The sequence below is a fragment of the Paenibacillus naphthalenovorans genome (assembly GCF_001465255.1).
GTDB lineage: Bacteria > Bacillota > Bacilli > Paenibacillales > NBRC-103111 > Paenibacillus_G > Paenibacillus_G naphthalenovorans.
On record NZ_CP013652.1, the window covers coordinates 2004855 to 2030159 of the forward strand.

The window sequence follows — 25305 nt, forward strand, 5'->3', positions numbered from 1 at the left end:
GAATCACTGTCCGGAAAATATGCGCATTATTCCTTTTTTTCTCCGTCATCCTTATTCAGCTTGTCCAGAAGCTTCCGCACGCTGTCCTCGGAAAGATCCCCCTCCGCCTTGAATTTGGCGAGCTGCTGCGCGATCTCCAGTCCCAGCGCCTCATGCTCCTCTTCTTCCGCGGCATAAGAGGGATCAAACCAAACATAATCGCCCTCCGGTCCATTCCTCAAAAAAGGTTTATCCCAATGGTTGGGATAATCGTACGGCTGCTCTCCAAACAACAGACCGAGCACATCATCGCTGGTGAGAGGCATCAATTGATGAAAAACTTCTTCCTGCCCCGAATCCGGCCCGACGGCTTTGAAATTCCGGTGCAGATAAGCATAGTGCAAATAATGCTCTCCGGTTTCTATATCTTTTGCAATTTCATACATTTCATGTTCAAGCTCTTTTAAGGAACGAACGGTCTTCAAGCGCTCTCCAAGCACTTGGGAAGGCACACGTTTCCACTCCGTCCAAGATCCGCCCAATGTCATATTGAATCCAAGCTCCTTTACGCTTTATGAAATCTTATCATCCCATCGTTCCGGCGAAAGCCGCAGCGAGCGCCGGGGCAGCCGCCATTTGAAAGTCACCGAAAGCATGCGTAAGGTGACAATGAGCGCGAACAAAAATAACAAAGGCCAGGAGCCTTGAAACCATCCCATACCAATGACAAGACCGGCAAGCATGCCCCATACGGCATAGATCTCATCGCGCAGCACCAGCGGCTTCCGGCCGGCCAGCACATCGCGAATGATGCCCCCTCCGATTCCGGTCAGCATCGCAGCCACAATGACGGCGCTGAGAGGCACATTCATCTGCGTCGCATACAAAGCGCCCTGAATGGAAAACGCAGCCAAGCCGATGGCATCGAAAAGCGACTCCCAGGTTTTCCATCGCCGGATCCAGCTTACAGGCACGATAAAAACGAGAAATGCGGCAAATAACGCGATTTTTAAAAAGAAGCCCTGGTTCCATAACGTCGTAACCGGAATTCCGATCAGCACATTGCGGACGACGCCGCCGCCAAAAGCCGTCACAAAAGCCAAAACGAATACGCCAAGCATGTCGTACTCCTCTTCCATGGCTACTACCGCGCCAGAAATGGCAAACGCAATCGTACCGATCAGGCTGAATAGTTGTAAATGAAGCTCCATCAGTTCACTCATGAGTCATTAATCCAGATTCCAGTCCAAAGTAACGACATTGCCCGTGCGCGACGATTCATAGATGGCTTCCAGCACCAGGCTGTTCGTTAACCCCGACATCGCTGAGGCGATCGGCTCGCGGTTATTGCGGATGGATTCAATAAAATGACGGCTCATCCTGACTCTTGGACCTTCGTCATCCTGCGGCGCCGTCAGTTCGACATCGGCGGTACGGTCAAAGAGCTCGCTATGCAGTACACCCTTGCCGCCGCGCAGTGAGGCTCCGCCTTCCGAACCCATTAAATAAATGTACGGGCCGTTATCCTGGAAAGTCGTGTGCGCCGCCCAGCTTACGTCCAGTGTCAGCGTGCTGCCGTTGTCCAGCTTGATCAAGGCCGTAGCCAAGTCCTCCACATCATAGAAGCCGTCCCAGTCCGGCTTGCCCCAGGTGCCGATGCCTCTCTTCTTCGGTCCAAACTCCGCATAAGTCGTACCGAACACGGAGACCGGCTTCGGACTGCCCATGAAATGGAGCGAAAGATCCAGCATATGAACGCCCAAATCGATCAGCGGTCCGCCGCCTGCTTTGTGCATCCGGGTAAACCATGTGCCCCAGCCTGGAATACCTTTGCGGCGCATCCAGCCCGCTTTGACATTGTAGATGTTTCCCAATGCGCCCTTGTCAATTTGCTCTTTCACCTGCATATTTAACGAATCCCAACGCATTTGATGGGACATCATCAGCACTTTGCCGGACTTGAGGTACGTCTTCATGATTTCTTTAGCCGAAGCGGCGTTAATCGCCATAGGCTTCTCCAGCAGCACATGTTTGCCGGCTTGCAGGGCATCGATAGCTATCGGAGCATGAGACTCATTCGGTACGGCGATAATTACCGCATCGATGCTGGAATCCTGCAGCAGTTCCTGATATGTATTATAAATTTTCGGAATGTTGTATTGCTTGGCCCGTTCGACCGCCATAGGCTGGTAAGCGTCCGTGACCGCGACGATCTGCGCTTCGGAAACTTTACCGAATTCTTGAAGATGGACATTTCCGATTCCTCCGGCACCGATGATGCCGATTTGAATTTTATCATTTGTACTCATCACTTGCGTTTTCCTCCGTTTGCCGTGTTGTTGCATCCAAACTGTACCTACTATATCATATACCGGGCGGAAAAGGTAATTGAAAAAACGGCTTCCTCCGGGCTCTTTTCCCCTCGTCAGCCGCTTCCTTGAGACGCGCTACAAAATGCCCATATCCTTGGCCTTTTGCGCCGCTTCTTTACTGCTTTTGCCCCCGAGCTTTTTAAGAATATTGCCGACATGAACCTTAACGGTTCGTATGGAGATCACAAATTTGTCGGCGATTTGCGTCTGGGTATGCCCTTTATCGATCAAATCGAGCACCTGAATTTCAGTCGGTGTAAGCAAATTTTTCAGTTCTTTGGCCCGCATCTCCTTCTCCAACTGCTTGAGGCGCCGGAATTCTTCGCGCATTTGTGCGGCTACGCTGGGGTGAATAGCGCTTCGGTTGGCATAAGCGCTGCGAATGGCCTGCGGGATTTCGGTGAAATTGGATTTGACCATGTAATCCACGGCCCCGGCTTTGAACGCGTCGAAAATCAATTCCTTATCCTCCATGGAAGAAAGCATAATGACGCGCGCGCCGCTGCACTTGACGATTTCCGCAGCAGCCCAAATCCCTTCCGGGCTATCAGACATCATAATGTCCATTAAAACAACGTCCGCTTCCGTCTTCTCCAGCAGCTCCACCGCCGCTTTCCCGGAAGAAGCGTGACCGACCAGCCTGATATCCGGTTCCTTTTGCAGGTAGCTTTGCAGTCCGCGCAGCCAGTCAGGATCGTCCTCTACGATCACGACGCGAATCCCGCTCTGCTCCATTTAACCCAACTCCCTTTCGGCCGCAAGCGGTTTCCGTTTCGGAAACTGCATGAACACACTGGTTCCTTGACCCGGTTTGCTGTGAATGCTAATCGTTCCTTTGTGCTTTTGAACTATATTATAACAGTATGACAGACCTAATCCGAAGTTCATGTTTTTCCCTTTTTTGGTAGAGTAAAACGGATCGAACACCCGTTTTAGCTGATGTTTTTCCATGCCTGGTCCGGTATCCTTGATTTCCGCGACGATTTTTCGCTTTGTTTCCGTCAATCTGACCGTTAACCGTCCGCCGCCGGGCATCGCTTCCATCGCATTGGTCAGCACGTTCGTCCAAACCTCTGCAAGCAGCACCCGGTCAGCCGACATGGTGCCGTTATACGTATATTGTTCAATCACTTCAATGCCCGCAAGCTCCGGCGACAGCATGCGCAGGCACTGCCGCATGAGTTCCGCCGGACGAACCTCCTCAAGCTTAAGCTCTACTCCTTGGGTCTGTCCATGTATGCGATATATCATGTCATAAATATGCTGCGATGCCTGTAAAATGACTTCAACATCCTGAATGATCCGAGAAGAATCCGCCTGCCCGGACACGGCTTCCGATTTGATCTTATCGCCAAACAGCCTGATTTTGCCCACATCATTTTTGATCGCATGGTTCAGAATGGATGTTCCCGAGGTGATCGCACGAAGCGTATAATCGAGCTTTTGGTTTTGGATAGAGATCTGAAGTCCCATAAATCCGTAACGGAAGCTGGAGACGATAATGACGGCTAAAGTAAACGCAATGACCCAGGCATTGTAACGCCACCATTCGTACGTTTCAAAGAAATGCGGCAGTAAATAAAGCGTAAACAGCGCAAAAAACAATGCAGGCGCCGCTGCCGCCGTCGTCATCATCCGGCTGCGCCGTAGAAATGAATTGCGTTCCTTCAGCGTGGCTGCCACAAGCAGCCCAATGCCAGTTAAAATATACGGAGCTGCCCATAGGGTCACGTAACTATAAGGAATAGGCTCGTTCGGCTTCGGCTCGAAAGCCAAAGAGAGCAGAACCGGAACAAGAAGCAGCCAGGGGATATAGCGTCTTTTGGTCCACAACGAGTAACCCGGATAATAAACGACGGCAAACATCAGGAACGTGTAGGGCAAACCGTAGTAACAAATACGCGAACAAGCCGTCTCCACGATGGGAAGCAACTCCGCCAGCAGTTCCGTCATCCAGCCGCGGCCGGCCAAATAAGGGATAAGCTGATCCCCGATGACGGCGGCCATTCCGCCGGACCCTCCGGTAAATGCGATGCTGCTGATCCACCGTGTCGTCTGCCGCTTCGGGTCGGTTACGATCAGGAGCAGGCCGATCGACCATAGTCCGATGACTACAAACAGCATAGCTGACACACTTCCGTCCTAATTATATTCTCCTTTCAAAAGCTCCAATTCATGGAGGCAGCGCTCGGCCCAGCGAATCATCCGCCGCAGTTCTTCCTCCTGCCGCTGCAGGGCACTGTGCAGTGACTCTTTGTAATCCGGCACCGGGCCGCTATAAGGCCGAACCGTATTTAACGGTATCAGCGCGATTTCCTGATATGCAAGCGCACGCCTCTGATGAAAGAACGCCACGTCGGGGTCCATATTCGTGTGCAAATCCCCCTGTGTCGGATGTTTGACTACAGCTAAAATTTTCACCGCAGCTTTGGCGTTGGAGGTCTGCTCCACCACTTCACCGATATATTCGCCGGTTTTGTAGGAAGCTCTGACCCGTGTGCCCGGTTCATAAGCGAATGATTCCATATTTTAGGATCGTCTCCTTTTGAAGGATGATAGGTTGGCTTGATCTTCAAGACCGATCGGTTACTTTGCCGCTCTCGTCCAGCATCCACAGGCGAATCTCTTGTACGCTTCCCAGGCGGTACAGAAGCGCGGCGGGATTTCCGTCCTCGATCCGGACGAGACAAGGGACACTCTCAATTTGCCAACCGTTAGCCAGTCCCGGGGCATAGTTGATATTGCAGAGGCCGACAGGAATGTCCGGGTGCATGGCCGCGATGACTTCAAGCATGCGCATGCCTACCTTGCAAGTCCCGCACAGTGGCGTATAAAAATAGATAAAGCGAATATCCTGCTTCGCCGCTTTACCGCCCGATCGTTCCAACAGCTGCTTCTCGGTCCATTCCGGCAACATCGTCTGCTCCCCCATCTTTTTTACATGTTGCTTCCTTGTGTACTAATCTATTAGAATGTAGCTATATATGACAAGGGCAGGTGTGAAAGATGTCAGACTCCACGAACATAAACGAGCCGCGCAAGATCAGCTTGGCTGATGCCATTAAAAACAAGCTCGCGCAGAAAAAACAAGGGCAGCACGAAGCCAGGGCAAACGCCCAGCAGCGGGCAGGCAGCGATGCGGTCATGCGCAGCCAGAACAATAAAAAGCCAAACAACCAAAGGCGCCGTACCGGCGGGAGCTAGTCTTGCGCTCCGCAGCCGTATGGGAAAGAAGGATGAGCACCGCTTGATCGGCGGCAGCTCATCCTTTTTCCTGTTTCCGTTATGCGTACAGCGCTTCACGCTGCTTCTTGATCTCTTCATTCTCCAAATATTCATCATATGTGATGCTCTTGTCGATCAAACCGTTCGGAGTAATTTCGATAATCCGGTTGGCAATGGTTTGCACGAATTGATGGTCATGAGAAACGAAAAGAATCGTTCCGTCGAAGTCGATTAATCCGTTGTTGAGCGCCGTAATAGATTCCAGATCCAAGTGGTTTGTCGGCTCATCCAGAATCAGCACATTGCCGCCGCTCATCATCATTTTGGAAAGCATGCAGCGCACCTTCTCGCCCCCGGACAGCACGCTCGCCTTCTTTAATGCTTCTTCGCCGGAGAACAGCATGCGTCCAAGGAACCCGCGGATGTACGATTCATCCTGCTCCTTGGAGTATTGGCGCAGCCAATCGACCAGGTTCAAGTCCGTATCGAAATAAGCGGAGTTGTCTTTCGGGAAATACGCTTGTGAAGTCGTTATGCCCCAGCTGAATTCGCCCGAATCCGCTTCAATTTCGCCCATCAGAATTTGGAAGAGCGTGGTCTTGGCAATGCCGTTCGGTCCAACGAAAGCGATCTTATCGCCTTTATTGACCGTAAAGCTGATATTGTTCAACACCTGCTGCCCGTCGATCGTTTTATTGATCCGATCAACGGTAAGCAGCTGCTTGCCCGCTTCACGCTCCGGCGTGAATTTGATGAACGGGTACTTCCTTGTGGACGGTTTAATATCCTCGAGCTGCAGCTTCTCAAGCATTTTCTTACGGGAGGTCGCCTGCTTCGATTTGGACGCGTTTGCGCTAAAACGACGAATGAACTCCTCCAGCTCCTTGCGCTTCTCTTCCGTCTTCTTGTTCTGCTCTCTGACAAGCTTCAAGGCAAGCTGACTCGATTCGTACCAGAAATCGTAGTTACCGACATAAAGCTGGATTTTACCGAAATCGATGTCGGCAATATGCGTACATACCTGATTCAAAAAATGGCGGTCATGGGATACAACAATGACCGTCCCTTCGAATTTGGCCAGGAAATTCTCCAGCCAATTGATGGATTCGATATCCAAATGGTTCGTCGGCTCGTCAAGCAGCAGGATGTTCGGATTTCCGAACAGGGCTTGAGCCAGCAAAACACGTACTTTCTGATTGCCGTCCAGCTCTTTCATTTTCAGATCATGCAGATCTTTGGGAATACCGAGCCCGATCAAAAGCTCGGCCGCATCGGATTCCGCTTGCCAGCCGTCCAGATCCTGAAACTCGCCTTCCAGCTCCGCGGCGCGCATCCCGTCCTCCTCGGAAAAATCGGGCTTGGCGTACAAAGCGTCCTTTTCCTCCATAATCTGAAACAATCGCGCATGGCCCATAATGACGGTTTTGAGCACTTCCACTTCTTCATATTCAAAATGGTTCTGCTTCAGCACGGCCAACCGTTCGCCCGGAGTAATGCTTACTTCGCCTTTATTCGGCTCCAGCTCGCCGGACAAAATTTTTAAAAAGGTCGATTTACCGGCACCGTTAGCGCCGATTAAGCCATAGCAGTTTCCCGGTGTAAATTTGATGTTGACATCCTCGAATAAAGCTCGTTTTCCGTATCTCAAGGTGACGTTCGTAACGGTAATCATATGATAAAAAACCTACTTTCCAAATAGACTGAAGTATCCCTTAAAAGATGACAGCTTCCAAATTTATATTATAGCACAAGTTGCATACGGTTCCCAATACGTGTAAGTTTTTTTACGCTTCGGTCTATTTGTTCCGTGCAATCGTTTCTACAAGCTCGGACAGCTCCGCCCAGCGGTCCATGGTCTGCTCCAGCTTGACGGTAAGCTCCTGCTCCTCGCGGTACAGCTCCTGCACCTTGCCGTAATCGCTCCCGGCCTTTTCAATTTCCTGTCTAACGTGCGCCAAACGCTCCTCCAGCCCGGCGATAATGCCTTCGATTTCGTCCCATTCTTTCTGTTCCTTGTAAGAAAGCTTCCGGGGACGGTTCGGCTCGCGCTTATCATTGGCGGCAGCTTCAGAAGCCTCGGCCGGCTTCGATTCCCGTTTCTCCGCTTCAGCTTGCTTCGTCAGCCGGACGGACTCCATGTACTCCGTGTAGTTTCCGTAAAACCTGGTAACCCGTCCTTCCCCTTCGAACACAAACAAGTGATCGGCCGTCCGGTCCAGAAAATACCGGTCATGGGATACGGTGATGACAACACCGGGAAAATCCTCCAGGTACTCCTCAAGAATCGTAAGCGTCTGAATATCGAGATCATTGGTCGGTTCGTCCAGCAGCAGCACGTTCGGCTCTCCCATCAATGTGCGAAGCAGGTAGAGCCTGCGCTTTTCTCCGCCCGACAGCTTCCCGATCGGCGTCCATTGCTGAGCAGGGGTAAACAGGAAGCGCTCAAGCATCTGCGCTGCGGTCACCGTGTCGCCGCTTGCCGTGCGTACGACCTCCGCCGCCTCCTTGATGTAGTCGATGGCGCGCTGCTTCTCATCCATTTCCACGCTCTCCTGCATATAATACGCCAGCTTCACCGTCGTCCCTGTGACGATGGCGCCCTCATCAGGTTTCAGACGCCCGGCCAGCATATTCAAGAACGTCGACTTCCCGCTGCCATTCGGTCCGATAATGCCGATACGGTCTTCCGGAAGCACGATATAGCTGAAATCCCTGATTAATGTCCGGCTTCCGATCGATTTGGTGACGTTCTCCAGCTCCATTATTTTTTTGCCGAGACGACTTGCGCCGAGCGAAATATCCAGGTTCGCCGCCGGTCCATCCGTTTTGCGGTCGCGCAGCTCGATAACGCGATCCACACGCGCCTTTTGCTTCGTCGATCTGGCCTTCGCTCCCCGGCGCAGCCAGGCCAACTCGCGGCGCAGCAGATTTTGACGCTTATCCTCTTCCGCCGCTTCCCGCTCAAGCCGGTCCGCTTTCTTCTCCAGGAACGATGCATAATTGCCTTCATAGCTGTAAAGCTTGCCCCGGTCGAGCTCAAAGATCCGGTTCGTCACGCGATCCAGAAAATATCTGTCATGCGTAACCAGCAGCAATGCTCCCTTCCACTTTGCCAGGAAATCCTCCAGCCATTCCACCGTTTCGTGATCGATATGGTTGGTGGGCTCATCCAGAATAAGTAAATCCGCCGGTTGGATGAGCACTCGCGCCATTGCCACACGCTTGCGCTGTCCTCCGGAAAGCGTACCGACCTTTTGGCCGAAGTCGCGGATACCGAGCTTGGTCAGCACGGTCTTCGCCGTTGTAGACGCATCCCATGCTCCTGTGGCATCCATTCGCTGCTGCGCGGCAAACAGCTTGGCCTGCCGCTTTTCATCCTCCGGAGCCAGCTGCAGCTCGGCAAGCGCCCATTCATATTCCCGGAGCGCCTGCATGATCGGAGTGTCACCGAAAAACACTTGTTCGAGCACCGTAGAATCCGGATCGAATGAAGGATTTTGCGGCAGATACTCGACATGGAAATGATTGGCATGAATCAGCTTGCCCTGCTCCAATGGTTCCAGTCCGGCCATCACCTTGAGCAGCGTTGACTTGCCGGTGCCGTTCACGCCGACAAGACCGATCCGCTCCTTTTCATTGATCTGGAATGTCATATCGTCAAAAAGTACTTTTTCACCATAGCTTTTGGATAAATGTTCAACCGTCAATATGTTCACGAGGCTCCTCGCTCCTTCGCAATAGAATACGGTTCTGCGGGCTCCGTCACGTATGCGGCGAGCAGGGCCGTTGTCTGTACGATCGCTTCGACGTGCGTCCGTTCCATCGCGTGGGAGGCGTGCACCCCCGGTCCGATCAGCGCCGCCCGAATGTTGCCGCCAGCTCGAAGCGCTGCGGAAGCGTCCGATCCGTAATGCGGATAGATGTCTACGGCATGCTTCAGTCCATCGCGTTTTGCCAACTCGATCAGTCTGGTGGTCATCGCGTAATCGTATGGACCGGAGGAATCCTTGGCGCAGATCGACACATCGAACTCCGTACAGGTCAGGTCGTCGCCGATGGCCCCCATATCGACGGCAATCATTTCTTCGATATCCTGCGGAATCCAGGCCGCCCCGTGTCCGACTTCCTCATAGGTGCTGATCAATATCTTCAGCTTGCGTGCAGGTACGACCGACTCCCGCCTGATGAGCTCAAGCAGCCCGAACAGCGCAGCCACCCCCGCTTTATCGTCGAGATGCCTCGATTTAATAAATCCGTTGGTTTTAAACTGCGTTCTCGGATCAAATGAAATAAAGTCACCGGGGGCGATGCCGAGCGCCTTTACCTCGTCCGCACTGCTTACAGGTTCATCCAGACGCACTTCCATGACGGCTTCTTCCCGTTTCAGGTCACGGGCATCCGAAAAGACGTGAACCGACGGCTTATGGGTCAGGATCGTACCATCGTAGGTCCTTCCGTCACGGGTATGCACCCGGCAGTATTCATTCTCAATGGCCCCCATCATGTATCCTCCGATCAAGGTCAAACGCAGAGCGCCGTTCCCTTTGATCGATCGCACCATGGCACCGAGCGTATCGACGTGCCCGGACAGGCCGATGACCGGGTCCTCACGGCGTCCCTGCACCTCGATAATGCCGCAGCCTTTGGGGGTAAAGTCCATCGCATACCCAAGTTTATCGGCTTCCCGGGCAAGCTTGTCCATGATCTCCCCGCAGAAGCCGCTTGGACTCGGCGTTTTGAGCAGCATGTCCAGCACCTGAAGCACATAGTCTTGATTGACGTTCCATTTCAAGGTCTTCGCCCCTTTCTTGCTTCTATTTTCATTTTCGTGTAAGCTACGTTTGGACACAATGAAGGAGGTTTAATTTTACATGTCAGAAACAGCATTGCCGCCCAAAACTTGCAGCATCGACCAACTGGTGACCAAGGAAAACGACGTAGAAAAGGTGCTAAGCGGCGAAAAAACGGCGACTCGCCGAAACGGACGCTACGCCGATGTCGGCGAGATCATGGAGCTGAAAGGCCGTAAATTCGAAATCACGAAAGTATACCAGCAGTCCTTGGGCGAGTTAACGGACGAAGCCGTTCAAACCGAAGGATACCCTAATGTGGAAGCATACAAAAATTACATATTGTCCATGCATGCCGGAATGCCTTGGCTGCCTCACATGAAGGTGTGGGTTCACGAGTTCCGCGCGGTATGATATGCAAAAACAGTGTAGCCGCCTTTTCGACGGCAACCCAAGGTGCGGTCTCTCCGCACCCCGCCCGTCAACAGGCGCCTGCTACACTGTTTTTGTACTCCCTAACGATGGAGGCCTTATTTCATGTATCCTTGGCTTGTATTCATTCATTCCCTTAGCGCGATGGTGTCGATCGGACCTTACATCGTGCTTATTCCTATGCTCCGGAAGCTGAAAAGCTCCGAGGGAGCCGTGACGGATTCCTATCTGGATTCGTTCCAATTCACCGTTCGCCTGACCAAGCATGCCGGACATGTCCTCGTCGGTTCCGGGCTGCTCCTTATGTGGCTGGGCGACTGGCCTTGGACCACGTCATGGATCGCAGGCACGTTTATCGTACTGTTCGCCTCGCTGTTCTTCCTGGCGCGCGCCTTTTCTCCAACCATCCGCAAGCTGCGCGAACCGGGTCATGACCGCATCGCCCTGGTCCGAAAGCTGGGACGGGCGCTGTACATCTATTTATTCGTTCTTTTCCTGATGTTGTGGCTGATGGTGATGAAGCCTCAGCTTTGGTAACCGCTGCTCATGCCGGAATCAGCTCTCGAAATCGACGCAAATGCTGGTTCCGTCGAGCACTTGCTTCATGTGCGCTTTCACCTCAAGATGGACCGGGTGATTGTCGTACACCTGCAGGTCTTCAAGCGAATCGAACTTCGTAATCAGCACGATGTCATAGGAACGTTCCAGATGAAGCACGTCGGTACCCACTTCAATATGGCGAAGCACCGGAATTTTCCCCTCCATATTTTTGAGCACATCGTAAGTCGCCTTTACGGACTCCGGGCCCCGGTCTTTCAGCTTAAACATCACTACATGGGTTATCATCTCATTCTCTCCCCTTTATATCCCATATCTTTTTTTGCTGCATCTCATAGCGTCGATATGCTGCTGTATATGGATAATCTGCCATTTGCAGAATTTTTCCGAAGTTAGCGGCGCAATTCGTCAGCCATTGGATTTTACTGCCTATAAAAGAAAATTTCTTTATCAAGAATTCATTATAACATTGAAAGTGTCCCGTAATCTACTGAAATCCTGACTTCCATTTGCGGAGAATAACAGAAAATACGCCAAGCATTCTTTTCAGGAAAAGAATGCTTAGCTGAAAATGGACGTTCACACGTCTCCTGACAGAAACAGGCGCCGTTCCCGACGGCTCCAGCAGCAGCAGACTGATGTTGTCCTCCGATTTCTTACTCAAAGCCCTGGAGAGTAGCTCATCGCACATCTCCTGAGCGTCCATTCCACTTTGCCGCAGCTTGCGAAGCATGGAAGCAACGGATGGATCGGAATAAAGATTATGAAATCCGTCGCTTGTTACGAGAAACAACGTATGAGCCGAATACAAGCCGGAACGTATGTAAATATCGGGATCCTTACGCATGCCAAGCGACTGCAGCAGGACATGGCGCTTCGGATGCGTGCGGGCGCGCTTCGCGGACATCCGTCCCCTGCGCACCTGCTCGGCAGCCCATGAATGGTCACGGGTCAACCGGCCGCATTGGCCGTTCGGCTTTAAGCGGTAAATCCGGCAGTCTCCCACATGGACAATGGTATATACAGGTTCAACAAGAAGGAGCAGCGTGAGCGTTGTGCCGAGCGCATCGTTTCTTTGGATCGCCGCATCACGAATTTCCCTGTTTATAGAACGAAAAAGCGCTTCGCCCTCCTGCGCCAACGCCGTTAAAGCGTCTGCCGAAACAAGCTGGGGCAAGCGATTGTCGAACCATGCTTTTACCCTTTGTACGGCAATCTCGCTGGCCCAACCGCCGTCGGCCGTCCCTCCCATCCCGTCGGCAATGGCTGCGGCGGCATAAGGCTTTCCTTCCCGGCTCGTCCCCATCCGGAGCAGCGAGCGGTCTTCATTCCATGTGCGAAACCACCCGGAGTGCGTGGCCGCTCCGTACCGCCAATGCACGGCAATCGTTTTTTTCACCCGTCAAGACCCCATTTTAAACGTAAATTCGGTCGTTACGATCTTTACTATATCACCTTCTTTCAAAGGCTGCACCTGGTATGGTACCAGAGCTTCCCCATTCAGGGTCGTACCGTTGAGCGAACCCAGGTCGCGAATTCCATATCCTTCCTGATCCTGTAAGATTTCCGCATGAAGACGGGACACCCCCTCTTCGGCATGGATCAAATCCGCTTCATCAGCAGCGCGTCCTATAACGAAGCCGGGCTTTTGAATGCAAGCCTGCTGCCGAACGCCATCCCTGAAGAATTCCAGGAAAGGCGCAGCGCGCTTTTCCTTTCGGGCAGGCCTTCCAAGGAATACGGTGGCGTCGGGAGGACTGAGCAGCATCGTTCGCATCGCCAGATCAGGCGCAGGGGTTAAGGAAGGAAACGGTTCCACCGGTTGGATCTCCTCTTTTAACGGCTCCTTCCGCTGCACCGGTTCCGCAAGGCCGATTCTCGAGAAAAATCCGCCGTCGCCTCCGGCATCCCCGTAATCAGGAGCCCAATCTTCTACAGACGGCTCATCCTCAGCTTCGGTGCCTGCAGCATGACGAATCCGGCGCAGGAAGACAAGGGCGGCCGCACCGAACAGCACAGTCAGTCCGGCACAGACATACAGCATAAGTTCTTGGGGCTGATCGGCATAAAGCTTCCAAATCAATCCCCACATCAGCACAGTCAAGAGTACGATCCAGAGCTGCTTCTTCTTGTGCCGGTTCTCTTCCCTGCCTCGGGCTTCGTATACCTCATCTGTCGACAAGATTGGCGAAACGGCCTGCGCGTGCTGCATATCATCGAATTCTCGGCGCTCCTGCGGCTTTTCCATTATTTTTCGATCAACGGCAGACGGTTTCTCCGGCAGCTCCAAGGACGATGGAATCCCGGACGGAACTGCTGCGGGAGTTTCCTCAAGAAGGTTCAACTGGTTGTGCAGCAGCTGCTTCAGCTCGGGCAAGTTGAAGGAATCCTCCTGCAAATAGCGCATCAGTTCCTGAAAGCCGTTGCCATGAAGCTCGGTAACGCGGTGGATCCAACGGGAAGCCAACTGCTGAATATCCGAGGACACCGGATGTTTGCCTGTCAAATTGTTTTTGGGCACGTAAGTCAAATACAGGTCCTGCAATCCGCTGCCGCAGTAGATGTACTCTTCCTTAAGCACATATCGTCCGGGCTGCAGCATATAAACTTTACTGTCATCGAGGATTTCAACGATCCTTAGCAGCAAACTATAATAACTGCGAAGCGTCAACTGCTCCATGCGGAGCCAATAGGCAAGCATTCTCTTGCCAGTGATGTTGTAGTGAAGCCGTATTTGGCCATCCTTCGCTTCTACCTGCAGCTCAAGCAGTCTGGGAATCCGGTTGGCCGAGAGCATATTGACCTGAAAGGAGGATAGCTCTTCCTGCTCTCCATGAGGAAAAGTGAGAACCATATAATGCCCATGCTCGCTTACGTAATTCACTTGCAGACCATAAAGCTGCTGATCCACTCCGTTGTCCTCCTCTCAGCCTAAAATAAGGGTGTACGCCGCCCCCGGCGCTACAGCCCACATAAAAGGAAAGCGCAGACGGCTTCCCGGATCCCCTGCCCATTCAGACGGGTGCAGATCGCGGAAAATGACGATGCGGAGCAGTGACACAGCCGTATCTTTCAGCCTTTGAACTCCGTCGCTGCGCCATAACAAAATTACTACGGCGATACATCCGGCCGCCAGAAGGGAAGCTGCCATAGCATACAATACAAGGGTCGCGCCAACAAGCGATCCCAATGCGGCAAACAGCTTTACATCACCGGCAGCTACTGCACGTATCGCATATAAGGCCAGCATCGGAACAAAGCCGCATAGAAATCCAAGACCAGCGAACCACAAACCGTTCCAACCGTCGGCAGCGGCATGGCAAACCACCCCCGCCCCGGTTCCGGAAACCGTAAGCCAATTCGGAATTTTATGCTTCGTAATGTCCGTTACAAAAGCAATGGAAAGCAACAAGCCCGAAAGCCACAGCGCCATCATGATTCCCCTCCCACCCATGCACGCTCCAGCGCTTTTTTTCGCAGCATGATCGTTTTCTTGAAAAACGGAACGGCAAACGTGTATTCATACTGTGCCTCAATGGTGACATAGACCTCCTCATGGTGATCGAAATCGGGAAACGAAAGCCTCGTAACCAGCAGCTTCTCCCTCTCCAGCCGGTCCGTCGCGGCCAATGATGCAATGATAGGCGTTGCCGCTTCCGCCAGCCGACGCTCGAGCTCCTGCTTGGCTTCCGCCGCAGCAGAGCCCCCTAATGCCTCAAGCTGCTCCCTCCGCTCTTTCTCCCATTGAGCCAAGCGGACAAGCGGCTCCGGAATCCATCGCCCGTATTGCTCCACAAATTGTTCGGCATCCAACACCTTCTGTCTTGCCGCATCCGCCTGGGCCGCAGCATGGCTGAGCCATACGCTCGCACGGCTGTTTGACCACCGGGATTTCGCTTCTCTGTACAATTGTTCTACTGGATACATATTCGCAGCAACGACCTTAGCCGATTCCGAAACGGCCGACTGCAATGCCATCTCCGTAAGAGACAGCCGTATGAAAGCAGTGAGCAGCGTAACAAAGGCGATAAAGAAAGGCAGCGTCAACGCCGCTTCCAGCACAATGCTTCCCTGCTGCTCTTTCATAATACGCAAGCTCTTCCGCCCCCCTAATATGTATAATCCGCCGTCTTGGTGATTCGGCACCTGTTCCCTTCGATGACGCAGCCGGAAAACTCCGATTTCCCTAGCGCTTTCATTACCCGCGGAAGAAACCAAAGCTGAAACGAGGTCGAAGCCGTGCCCGTGACATAGGTCGAAGCTTCCCGCAAATCGAGGCCCGTATTCAACTGCAAAAGTCCCTGCATACGGGATAACAGCGTCTCTTCCCGGCTGTGCAGAAGCAGAAACACACGCAAATAATCTTTATATCCCATCGTCAAAAGGTTCCCGAGTTTGCTGGAAACGGGAAGCTGCTCGCCCTGGATCAGCCTAGCCATGTCCTGCTGCGCCTGCAGCGCTCCTTCTGCAATGGCTGCGAGCAAAACCAGCAGCGGCGAGCCCGCGGTTAATACTTTGCTCTGCGGTTCGAGAAGCGATTCCAGCACGCCAACCGCCAGCCGGAACGCAAACATCTCCGCGTATGCCATGGAATAATTACCGGCGCATGACCCCGCCCCATAAAGCAAGTATTCCACCTCCTGGTTTGTGAGCGGATGCTGTTGAGGAGCCGAAAGCTCTTTGGAGGCTTTGATTTGACCGAAGGCATCTTTTTCAAGCCCTAATGTACGATAACTGAATTTGCTTACCGCAAATTCGTTGATATAAAAGTCATCCCTGATCTCCATAAGGGCCTGCTCAAGCTCAGTGACAAGCCTTAAAGCCGACAAACCGGCTTCATCGGGTGTTCGCAGATTGACGTCGGGAACCGGTGCGGCCGCGTTCGCGGCTTGATTCCATTCCAAATAGGATTGAACATACCCCGATCTTGCGCGCTCGGCCGGATTTCCTTGCAGCTCCTTGTAATATCCTTCATATGGATCCGTTCCGCTGATCAGACTGCAGCTTCCAAGGCCTCGCTGAATCTGATCCAGCACAGCTTGTGTTTTTGACCGCTGTTCCCGCTTGGCCGTCCGGTTTGCGCCACTTATCCGTTGACGCTCCTCATGCCCCGGATTGTATCTGGAAAATACTTCATCCGCCTTCTGACGGAAACCATCCAGAGAAGACATGGTGGCGGCATATTTTTGCTGCGTGAACATCAACCCGTCCTGGATTTGGGCATGAACTCCGTAAAATTTGGAGACCGAGGCGCTAACGCCGGCTTCCTGTTCGTCCAAATCCTGCCGGTCGACAAGATGCACGTGTCCAAAGACCTTTTCGGCTTCCAATGCACCGCTGTCCTCCGCTTGAGAAGAAGCAAGCCGGGAGATTTCGGCGTTGAGCTCGTCGTTTGCCTTCTTGGCCAGACTCATCGCTTGGCCGTAAGCTTCATGCAATGAGCTTAATGCTTTCATATCTGCCGTGGATTTCAGTTTCAGCATAGCGAGTACTTCTGCATATCGGATAAGATCTTGCAGAAGCTGTTCGTACTCCATGACCTTTTGCACGGCCTCATCCAATTGCCGCTCAAGATTCACACGGGCTTGATTCAGCTGGGCTAAAGCCTCGGCAGTCACAGCTCCGGCCGAGACCATTGCAGCGATCGATGCATTCAAGCTTCGGATCTGCTCTTGAATGGTCTCCACCTGGGCTTTGGCGTTTTGGAGCGTAGACCGGACATTCTCGATCGTATGAATTCCGATTCGCCCGCTGAGTTCGTTCAAATCACGCAAGTGCGTTTGATAGAACGGATGCATCTCCGTCGCCTTTTGACGGATATCGAGAAAGGCCTCCCAAGCCTCGTCCAGACGCAGGTCCCGTTCCTCCAACAGCTTCTCCACCCTAGCGGCATGCTCACCGAATCGGGAGGCTTGGCCCAATCGGGCGGCCACCCCGGTTTTCTTGAACTTGTCGGCCAGCTCCAGCCCATATATCATCGGAGCCCGGTATTTCATCTCCTCCAGTATTTGCTGTTTAAATATGCCGTGGTTGGAGAGAGCATACATGGGTGTGATCCGGGCGGAACCCGCTTCATACCGCTGATCGATAAACCGAAAGCGATCCGGCTCTGCTGCCTCGGACACATTGCCGGCAACGGTCCGTTCAAAGATCCGGTTTGCCCCATCGCCTCCGGAATGAAGCGAATAAAGCCCGTAAGTCTGCAGCGATTTGGAATATGCGGAGAGCGTAGATCGGACTCCGGCCTTTACCGCATTCTCCGCTTCTTTATCCGCGCTTTTCCACCTCATCACATCGATCAACAGCCCGCACAATAAAAATATGGGAACAAGGACCGCAATCAAATAGATCGAGACGGCACCGCTCTGCTCCTTCCAAAGTCGGTTCCGGCTTCTCAGTTCACCCACCTCCCGATTCGTTTTATTCATGAATGACCACGACGATCCCGTTTCGCTCCAGTTCACGCAGCAAGCCAGGCGATAATTTCACCTTGTCTTGTTTGGATGACTTAAAAAAATGCCAGACGACCCCCTTCACTTCCGTCCCTTTCTTGAGCAGCTCGGCATCTTTGACCATTTGAACCTCACGTAAATTTTTTTCATTAAAGGTATAGTAAGCTTGATGAGCCACCCCTCCGGCATCCAACGCGTCAATCTTCCGCATGGTTCCCGGATTAACCTCTATCTCCTTTTCTGTGCCGCTGACGAGCAGACGCAAATATTGAGCTGCCTTCTTTTCGTTATCGATCAGGGGCTTTTCCTTAACGGAGGTTTTAGGTTCAACCATCGCCGCGAGCGCATCTTTAGGCTTGATTCTGCCTTGAATTTCTCCGATAAACGTTCGTGTCAGATCGGTTAGGCGGATCGTCTCCGCCGGATCGACCACATAGGATTTAGAGGCTCCGCTGACGTTGGCTCTGCCCCACAGCCTTTGCGCAAAGTCTGGAAGGTGCATTGGCTTATGAAGCGCCGCCCGGACAAAACGCAGCACGCCAAAATTTTCGTACCCCAGCTCTCCCTGAGCTTCATCAGCTGCAATGGTACTCGCTGCTCTTACCAGTTTCGCTTGTGGTCCGCTATCTGCGGAAGCGTTGTTTGGAGTCAGCGGAAGTTTGACGGATGCCGACGGCATCGGCAGCAAAAAACTGAACATATGAGAAACGTTATCGTTCGTAAGCCGCCAATACAAACCGTCGTTGTCTCCCGCCTTCACCGCGCCTGTGAGCGGATCCTTTTTGCTGTTATCCCAAATATAGGCCGCCCGTTCGGATGCTATGGCTGTCGTATACTGCAGCGAAGCCTGGTGATAGCTAAAGAGCGCCAGAAATAAGAGCAGCACCGTGGCCAGGAAAACGGCCGGCAGCGCAAGCGACGCCTCCAGCATGATTTGACCTGCCGGGTCCCTGAGAAAGCGATGGATTCGTTTCATCATCAGAGCACCTAATTTTGTGAAGCAGGAGGATTGATTCTGACTTTATCCGATTCATAATTGTTTTGGTTATCGATAATTTCTTGGTTTGCTGATTTAAATAAACCATCGATCCATTCAATAATCCACTTCCGAAACGCAATCGCAATGATAATCAATACGGCGACAATCAACAAAATTTCCAGTGTGCCGAGACCGTCCTCCTCTTCCCACAATGGTTTCCAACCTATCGGCCAATTGTTCATCCTTCACCCTCCTCTTCTCGTCTATACACGTTTTGTTATTTATCAGTTCATCATCAGCATGGCCGGAGCCGCCACAATGACCATGACGACAAAGAAAATCAGCACCATCGGAAATACCAGTTTCGACGAACCCTCCTCTCCCAGCGTACGGGCCAGCGCTTTCCGCTTATCCCATAAAGTGATGGACAGCTCTTGAAGCGACATCACAAGTTCATCGCCGCCCCTCTTGTGATTCATAAGCAGCGCAGTCGTAAACAGGGAGGTTTCCTGCATGGCGCAGCGTTTGCTGAACTCTTCCATCACCTTGGAAAAAGAACCGTTCATTTTCAAAGCTTGGACGGCCGCCGCAAGTTCCGTCAGCAGTGGACTTCCCCTGTTTTCCTTGCCTTCCACCGAACGGATTAAGGCTTGAGGCACCGTTTCACCGGCACTGACCAGCAGCAAGATACGGTTGAGCACCTCGGGCAGTTCGATCAGCATCTGCCGCTTTCGCTTCTGACATTGATTTGAAATTTGCTTGTACATTACAAATGGAATAAAAGCGGCCAACAGCAAACCGTACAGAAGCATTTCGGCTTGGCCGCCTGCGGCCCATCCCAGGAGTGTACTCAAGCACAGCGCACCATAGGAATACACGATGGCCTGAGCTGCAAACCGTTTGGTTTCGATCAATGCCTTTTTGGCTCCGTGCAATTGAATCATGATCAAATGCACTTGCCCGAGCGGCTCGGTTAACCGGTCTGCCAGTCTTGTCCGGTCCATGACCCAAAGACCTGCGGGCAAGATTCGGCTGAGCGCATCCAACGGTTTCGTCCCCCGATGCTCATACACCCACGAACTGTACTGCGGACGTGCCATATATAACGCAGCGAAAGCAGCGGTCAGCTCCAGCACAAACAGGACAGCTATCCACACCTCAACTCACACCTTTATGTCCATTATTTTTTGCGCCAGCACATAACAGCCAAAAAGCACCGCGAGCGCACAGCTCATGATCAGTAATCCTCCACCCTGGTAAAGCGGCTCCATATAATCCGGAGTCGTCCAGGCCAGCGTTGCGATAATAGCCACCGGAGCAACGGAGAGTACTTTGGATTCGAATTTTTTTTGTGCCAGCATGACTTGAATATCCTGTTCGATATCCAGCTTTTCCTGAATCAATACGGATGTGCGGCGAACGACTTGAACCAAGCTTCCTCCGGTTCTTTTACAGGTGACGAACACTTCCGCAAACCTGTCGATTTCCTCAATATGGGCCCGTCCGCTGAATCCTGTTAAGCAGCTTTCAACCGTTTCCCCGTTTTCCATGCGCCTTTGCATGATCTCCAGCTCTTGGATGATCATGGCTTTGGAATCGGGATAAAGCAGCCTTAAGTCGCTTAACGCTTCCATCAATGCTGATTCCACCGACCGGCCTGCGCTTAATGCCGATGCGAGCGCCGCCAGCATTTGTTTGAACTGCAGCTTTAACTGCGCTTTTCTTTTGACGATCAACTGCTTTCGGCGAATCGACGGATAGCCCAGACCGACAGCTCCGAATAATGCGGCTGCGACCGGATGCTTATAGAAAATGTAAGCAATGGCTGCCATCACCGCAGCCCCCCATAATGCGGCGATCGTTATCTGTCCTGGACTCATAACGTATTCGTCATAATCTTGAAGTGTTGAATTCGCCGGGGGCCGATGCCCCCGAACAAAAGGAATCGGCACTTGAAGCTTTGTACGCCCTGGCGTTGCCTTGAACATGGCCATCGATTCTCCTTTTCTGAAGCTCATCTTTTTTTTAACCCAAGCCTGCCATCCGAAGCTTCCATGTTCGCATCAGCGGATTTCCCGTCGGCTTGAGTTCACCCAGCACCATCCCCTCCGGCGTTTCTCCTGTTTCCTCGAACAGGTACAATGGATTCAGCATCACCTCCCCATCATCCATTCCCACCACTTCACTGATTTCGGTCACCCGCCGGGAACGGTCCCGCAGCCTCTGCAAATGCACCATCACATCAATCGCCGAGGAGATTTGCTTTCGTACTACGCCCACGGGCAAGCTCGCCCCGCTAAGCACCATCGTCTCCAGCCTGCTGAGCATGTCCTTGACCGAGTTGGCGTGACCGGTAGACAAGCTTCCATCATGACCGGTGTTCATCGCCTGCAGCATATCCAGAGCCTCCGCTCCCCGCACCTCTCCGACAATGATGCGATTGGGCCTCATCCGCAGCGATGTACGGATCAAATCGCGGATAGTAATCTCTCCTTTTCCGTCCGTATTGGCATTGCGCGTTTCCAGTCTGACCAAATTCGGTATACCGAGAATCTGCAGCTCCGCCGAATCCTCAATGGTGATGATCCGTTCATCCGCCGGGATAAACTGCGCCAGCGCATTCAAGAATGTGGTCTTTCCCGACCCGGTCCCGCCGCCGATAAACAGGTTATATTTAGCCTTCACGAGCCGGATCAAGTCCTCGGCAGCTTCCTGGGATACCGCTTGTCGTGCGGTTAAATCCCGGATCGTCATCGGACGCTCCGGAAATTTGCGGATCGTCATGGCCGGGCCCTGAAGCGCAATCGGCGGAAGCACAATATTGACGCGGGAGCCGTCCCGCAGCCGGGCATCTACCATCGGGCTCGATTCGTTCACTAACCGGTTCACCCGGCCGACGATCGCCTGAATGGTATCCTCCAGCTTCTCACGGCTGTCGAAACGGATATCCGTCGCGATCACTTGCCCGTCTTTTTCAATAAAGATTTGATCATGGGAATTGACCATAATTTCCGATATGGTTCTGTCATCCACCAGCGGCTGCAGCACATCCAAGCCCCGAAAAGAGTAAAACAGCTCCGAAACGAGCTGCCGTTTCTGCCCAGCGGTCAGAAACGATTCTTTTGAATCCGCAAACACATGCTGTTCGATCGTTTCAACCAACTGCTCATCCGATAATGTGTTTCCGTAATCCATGCTCTCTTGAATTTTTTTGAGTAATTTCTGTTTCCTTTCCGCTGCGTTCATCCGGCCCGGCTTCTCCTTTCTCGCGCAATAATTCCTGGACCATAGAAGCTGTGAAGGCGGCTGAAACCATCCGCTCTACATGAGCCACCGCTTTCCACTCCGGCACATAAGGAAGCTCTCCCTGAAGGGTTATTCCGTACTTTGAAAAATCATTGAGCGCATGTCCGGTACTTTTATTGAGCCAAAAGGCGATTTTATCTATCGAGAGCATATCCTTATGATTGTCCTCCCCCTTCCAGCTTGCAAAAAGCTCCGCCGTCTTTTGCAAATGAATGCAGTCGTCAAGCACCAGCCAAAAAATATGATCCGCTTCTTGCAAGCCCTTGAGCGTGACCGGACTGGGGAAGGAATCCAAATCCAGAATGATCCAGTCGTATATACCCGATGCCGCCGCCCCTTGCAGAATGCGCTGCAGATCGGCGCTTTCCATCTCTACCATTTCTTTAGGGTGTGATGATGGCGGTACATAGTCGAACTTCAACTCCGGATGCCTGCGCTTTAACTGCTCCATTTTGGCTGCGAGGATGTCCGGATTCGTTTTGGCATAATATAGCATCTGCGAGAAAGTCTCCGACTCCCCGTCGCGATCTTCCGCAAACCAGGCTTTGGACGGAAGCCGTTCCAGCGGTAAGCACAATACCTTCTCCCCATGGAAGGCGAGTTGACGGGCCAGATGGACAGCCGTAACGGTCTTCCCGCTCCCGCCGACAGCGGAGTATACCGCTAAGGTCCTTGCGCCCCTTCTGCCGCGCAGCGGAGCGTCCTTGCGATATTCGTTATAATGAACGGCAACCCCCGACAGCAGATGATTCAGCGGCTGAAATTTAAACAGCACCGGATATTCAAGCAGCCCGCCCGCTCTCATTGAATCGCTGATCAGGACGATGCATCCCGTTTTGACGCGATAAGCCGAATCCGGCAAAGGCATCCAGGATTCATGGACCATCATAATAAACGGCTCTCTGGTTTCTTCCACAAAGCGAAAGCCCTCTTCCGCAGCGGTAAATACGCGTAGGCTGAAGCGTTCCGCATATTCCGAGGAACGAATATAGGCCGACAGCATATCGGCAAAATACGCGTCGTCATCGAGCAGCACCAGCAGCATTTTTGCCAAGCAGCATCACTCCCTTTCCTGTTTAGCGCCGAAAAAAGGCAACAAAAAAAGCACACGCCGCCAAGGTTCCCATCAACCTTGAAACAGCGGTGCTTCCGCTTGATATCATGAAATTAATCGTATTATATCCCTAATATTTGGAAAATGCAAGAGGAAATTGAGATAAAATATCGCTATTGGCCATGTTTATGAAATGGGCTCATCCTCACGTCTCCCAATTCCCTCCCCGACCGTCGGCTGCTAAGCTGAAATTCAAAAAAGCACACGCCGCCAAGGTTCCCTCGAACCTTGAAACAGCGGTGCTTCCGCTTAAATAATGAATTTGATATATCATCAATCTAATATCCCGCGAACCATCAGCGGGTTTTCACCAAAAACAAGGTAAGCTCTTCGCGGTTATGAAAAAGCTGCTTCGCTTTTTGCAGCTCCAGCTCGGGAGACAGATCTTGAATGACCTCGCGGATCGATTGAAATGCTTTTTTGTTCATCAGCTTCACGGTAATAATGGCCGTTCCGCCCGTCTTCAAAGCGTAAAGCAACCCGCGGACCAGCTTGGCCATCTGCCGGTGACTCCAGCTCATATCGCAAACCAGCAGATCGAAGGCGTCTGCCGCAAACACCACTTCATCCGCTTTTTTGGCATGATACGTAAGGTTCGGATGACTCAAAAGCCCGGCATCCAGCTTGGCCGGATCTACCGCCGTCACCTTCAGCCCCCGCTCCAGCAGCAAGGAAGTCCACCCGCCCGGCGCCGCCCCGATATCAAGCGCGGACCGGTACTGCGTAAAATCAAGGCCAAACGCCTGCTCCGCTTCCAGCAGCTTGAATTTGGCCCGGGATACCTGCCCATCTTCCCTGCGGAAGCGAACGGCTCCGCCGGACCAATCCGATAAGTTCTCTTCCGGACGCGACATGCCGTAATAAACGGTATCTTTTGTCAAAAAGAGCGACAAAATGAAGTCCGCTCCTTTGACCACGGGCTCCGCGGTATAATCAGATGAAAGCCTCTCATCCACTGCGGTCTTGACAACGGAAGAGGAAATGTCCGGTGCGGCATCCTCCGTTTTGCGGACCTGCACCGCAATCTTACTGCCGGTGTACGGAGGAGATGCAGACAGCCGTTCGACAACAAAGCCCATGAGCGAGTCCATGGAACCGTTCCATGACGTTCGTGCGTCAACAGGCTGCATATGCCTTAAAAAAACCGGTTCATTGCCCGTGATCCTGCGAATCGCTTCTTCCCTATCCGTTTCGGCTGCGAACAGAAAGACTTCCCCGGGAACGATCCATTCGGACTTTACCGATCCCAGCAGCCGACGCAGCTCTTCCTGCGCCTGCTGAGCAAATCCCCTGTTGGCAGTTCCGATAAAAACGCCTGCGTTCATCATAGTACCCGAATCCAGGGCCGGTCCCCGGACCAATCGATGCGGATCGGAACCTGAAACGCCTTATATAAATTGTCTTCCGTAAGCACCTCTCGCTTTAAGCCGGAAGCAATCAGCTGCCCTTGCTCAATCAGCGCCACATGAGTGAACATCGGAACAATTTCCTCAATATGGTGCGTCACGTAAATGACCGTCATCTGCTGCTCACCAAGCTCATTGATGTTTTCCAGCAGCCTTTCACGCTCAAAAAGATCAAGCCCGGAACAAGGCTCATCCATAATGAGGATCGATGGCCGTGTCATCAGCGATCTGGCTAGCATCACTTTTTTGCGCTCTCCCTGCGAAAGCGTACCCAGCGGTTGATCCGCAAGGTGGCGCAGCTTGACGTCACTCAGCATGTGGAGCGCCTTTTCTTTGGCCTGCACAGGTATTTCCTCATAGAACCGCAGGAATCCGAATTCTCCGGTGGCGACCACCTCCCAAACGGAATCTGCAGGGTTCAGCTTTTCATAAAGCGATTGGCTGATGTACCCGATTTGTTTCCGTACCTCGCGCACGTCGCATTGTCCATATGTATTTCCGAGAACCTGTACTTTGCCTCTGCTCGGAAATTCATATCCGTTCATCATCTCCAGCAGCGTCGTTTTTCCCGAACCGTTCCTTCCGAGAATGACCCAATGCTCTCCGGCTTGGATCTCCAGCTGAACTCCCGATAAAATATGCCTGTCTTCCCGGATAAAATGAATTTGCTGTAACGATAAGACCTGTGACAC

The 25305-nt window shown here is 52.5% G+C and carries 27 protein-coding genes; 3 read left to right on the forward strand and 24 right to left on the reverse strand.

What is annotated here, in order from left to right; translation table 11 throughout:
• Window positions 1-26: 26 nt before the first annotated feature.
• The 7 genes from IJ22_RS09990 to IJ22_RS10020 all read right to left on the reverse strand — a co-directional run bounded on the left by IJ22_RS09990 (window position 27) and on the right by IJ22_RS10020 (window position 5268).
• Window positions 27-527 (reverse strand): hypothetical protein, encoded by a 501-nt coding sequence (locus IJ22_RS09990; protein WP_062408707.1) that lies wholly within the window; start codon window positions 525-527, stop codon window positions 27-29.
• A 24-nt stretch (window positions 528-551) separates the two neighbouring features.
• Window positions 552-1202, reverse strand: a complete 651-nt coding sequence (locus tag IJ22_RS09995) for a trimeric intracellular cation channel family protein (RefSeq protein WP_062408708.1) — start codon at window positions 1200-1202, stop codon at window positions 552-554.
• Between the two features lie 6 nt (window positions 1203-1208).
• Window positions 1209-2288 (reverse strand): Gfo/Idh/MocA family protein, encoded by a 1080-nt coding sequence (locus IJ22_RS10000; RefSeq protein WP_062408709.1) that lies wholly within the window; start codon window positions 2286-2288, stop codon window positions 1209-1211.
• Between the two features lie 138 nt (window positions 2289-2426).
• On the reverse strand, window positions 2427-3086 hold the full coding sequence (locus IJ22_RS10005) for a response regulator (RefSeq protein ID WP_062408710.1): 660 nt from the start codon (window positions 3084-3086) through the stop codon (window positions 2427-2429).
• Window positions 3087-4475, reverse strand: coding sequence for a sensor histidine kinase (locus IJ22_RS10010; RefSeq protein WP_062408711.1), 1389 nt, complete (start codon window positions 4473-4475; stop codon window positions 3087-3089).
• A gap of 18 nt (window positions 4476-4493) precedes the next feature.
• A complete protein-coding gene (gene kapB, locus IJ22_RS10015) occupies window positions 4494-4877 on the reverse strand; it encodes a kinase-associated lipoprotein KapB (protein WP_062408712.1) in 384 nt (127 codons plus the stop codon).
• 46 nt (window positions 4878-4923) lie between these two features.
• Complete coding sequence (locus IJ22_RS10020; RefSeq protein ID WP_235594296.1) at window positions 4924-5268, reverse strand: thioredoxin family protein; 345 nt, start codon at window positions 5266-5268, stop codon at window positions 4924-4926.
• A gap of 89 nt (window positions 5269-5357) precedes the next feature.
• Here IJ22_RS10020 and IJ22_RS25705 point away from each other — a divergent pair, with 89 nt between their 5' ends.
• Entirely contained in the window at window positions 5358-5555 is a 198-nt protein-coding gene (locus tag IJ22_RS25705; protein ID WP_074726888.1) for a hypothetical protein, read from the forward strand.
• 79 nt (window positions 5556-5634) lie between these two features.
• Here IJ22_RS25705 and IJ22_RS10030 read toward each other — a convergent pair whose 3' ends face one another.
• From IJ22_RS10030 to IJ22_RS10040, 3 genes are all read right to left on the reverse strand, one after another.
• Window positions 5635-7248: an ABC-F family ATP-binding cassette domain-containing protein gene (locus IJ22_RS10030; RefSeq protein WP_062408714.1), complete on the reverse strand. Its 1614-nt coding sequence runs from the start codon at window positions 7246-7248 to the stop codon at window positions 5635-5637.
• A 124-nt stretch (window positions 7249-7372) separates the two neighbouring features.
• Window positions 7373-9292 (reverse strand): ABC-F family ATP-binding cassette domain-containing protein, encoded by a 1920-nt coding sequence (locus IJ22_RS10035; RefSeq protein ID WP_062408715.1) that lies wholly within the window; start codon window positions 9290-9292, stop codon window positions 7373-7375.
• A complete protein-coding gene (locus IJ22_RS10040; protein WP_062410934.1) occupies window positions 9289-10323 on the reverse strand; it encodes a M42 family metallopeptidase in 1035 nt (344 codons plus the stop codon). The genes IJ22_RS10035 and IJ22_RS10040 overlap by 4 nt, the downstream gene beginning before the upstream one ends.
• Before the next feature lie 124 nt (window positions 10324-10447).
• Between IJ22_RS10040 and IJ22_RS10045 the strand changes: the two genes are divergently transcribed.
• Window positions 10448-10780 (forward strand): ASCH domain-containing protein, encoded by a 333-nt coding sequence (locus IJ22_RS10045; protein ID WP_062408716.1) that lies wholly within the window; start codon window positions 10448-10450, stop codon window positions 10778-10780.
• 123 nt (window positions 10781-10903) lie between these two features.
• On the forward strand, window positions 10904-11335 hold the full coding sequence (locus tag IJ22_RS10050) for a DUF2269 family protein (RefSeq protein ID WP_062408717.1): 432 nt from the start codon (window positions 10904-10906) through the stop codon (window positions 11333-11335).
• Window positions 11336-11353: 18 nt separating this feature from the next.
• Here the strand turns inward: IJ22_RS10050 and IJ22_RS10055 are convergent, their stop codons facing one another.
• From IJ22_RS10055 to IJ22_RS10120, 14 genes are all read right to left on the reverse strand, one after another.
• Window positions 11354-11644: a Dabb family protein gene (locus tag IJ22_RS10055; RefSeq protein ID WP_062408718.1), complete on the reverse strand. Its 291-nt coding sequence runs from the start codon at window positions 11642-11644 to the stop codon at window positions 11354-11356.
• 199 nt (window positions 11645-11843) lie between these two features.
• The gene (locus IJ22_RS10060) at window positions 11844-12755 is read right to left on the reverse strand and encodes a PP2C family protein-serine/threonine phosphatase (protein WP_062408719.1); all 912 of its coding nucleotides are present in this window, start codon (window positions 12753-12755) and stop codon (window positions 11844-11846) included.
• Window positions 12756-12758: 3 nt separating this feature from the next.
• On the reverse strand, window positions 12759-14267 hold the full coding sequence (locus IJ22_RS10065) for a DUF6382 domain-containing protein (protein WP_054818236.1): 1509 nt from the start codon (window positions 14265-14267) through the stop codon (window positions 12759-12761).
• Between the two features lie 15 nt (window positions 14268-14282).
• On the reverse strand, window positions 14283-14792 hold the full coding sequence (locus tag IJ22_RS10070; protein ID WP_235594297.1) for an A24 family peptidase: 510 nt from the start codon (window positions 14790-14792) through the stop codon (window positions 14283-14285).
• Window positions 14789-15442 (reverse strand): TadE/TadG family type IV pilus assembly protein, encoded by a 654-nt coding sequence (locus tag IJ22_RS10075; RefSeq protein ID WP_062410935.1) that lies wholly within the window; start codon window positions 15440-15442, stop codon window positions 14789-14791. Before IJ22_RS10075 ends, IJ22_RS10070 begins: the two co-directional genes overlap by 4 nt.
• A gap of 23 nt (window positions 15443-15465) precedes the next feature.
• On the reverse strand, window positions 15466-17784 hold the full coding sequence (locus IJ22_RS10080) for a hypothetical protein (RefSeq protein ID WP_235594298.1): 2319 nt from the start codon (window positions 17782-17784) through the stop codon (window positions 15466-15468).
• Window positions 17777-18787: a TadE/TadG family type IV pilus assembly protein gene (locus IJ22_RS10085; RefSeq protein ID WP_062408720.1), complete on the reverse strand. Its 1011-nt coding sequence runs from the start codon at window positions 18785-18787 to the stop codon at window positions 17777-17779. The genes IJ22_RS10080 and IJ22_RS10085 overlap by 8 nt, the downstream gene beginning before the upstream one ends.
• Before the next feature lie 8 nt (window positions 18788-18795).
• On the reverse strand, window positions 18796-19029 hold the full coding sequence (locus tag IJ22_RS10090; protein ID WP_054818232.1) for a Flp1 family type IVb pilin: 234 nt from the start codon (window positions 19027-19029) through the stop codon (window positions 18796-18798).
• 42 nt (window positions 19030-19071) lie between these two features.
• Window positions 19072-19944 (reverse strand): type II secretion system F family protein, encoded by an 873-nt coding sequence (locus IJ22_RS10095; RefSeq protein ID WP_235594299.1) that lies wholly within the window; start codon window positions 19942-19944, stop codon window positions 19072-19074.
• Window positions 19945-19950: 6 nt separating this feature from the next.
• On the reverse strand, window positions 19951-20805 hold the full coding sequence (locus IJ22_RS10100; RefSeq protein ID WP_062408721.1) for a type II secretion system F family protein: 855 nt from the start codon (window positions 20803-20805) through the stop codon (window positions 19951-19953).
• Between the two features lie 7 nt (window positions 20806-20812).
• Window positions 20813-22033, reverse strand: a complete 1221-nt coding sequence (locus tag IJ22_RS10105) for a TadA family conjugal transfer-associated ATPase (RefSeq protein ID WP_062408722.1) — start codon at window positions 22031-22033, stop codon at window positions 20813-20815.
• Window positions 21954-23147, reverse strand: coding sequence for a P-loop NTPase family protein (locus IJ22_RS10110; RefSeq protein ID WP_062408723.1), 1194 nt, complete (start codon window positions 23145-23147; stop codon window positions 21954-21956). Before IJ22_RS10110 ends, IJ22_RS10105 begins: the two co-directional genes overlap by 80 nt.
• Window positions 23148-23503: 356 nt before the next feature.
• Window positions 23504-24535, reverse strand: coding sequence for an SAM-dependent methyltransferase (locus IJ22_RS10115; protein ID WP_062408724.1), 1032 nt, complete (start codon window positions 24533-24535; stop codon window positions 23504-23506).
• Complete coding sequence (locus tag IJ22_RS10120) at window positions 24532-25305, reverse strand: ABC transporter ATP-binding protein (RefSeq protein WP_062410938.1); 774 nt, start codon at window positions 25303-25305, stop codon at window positions 24532-24534. The genes IJ22_RS10115 and IJ22_RS10120 overlap by 4 nt, the downstream gene beginning before the upstream one ends.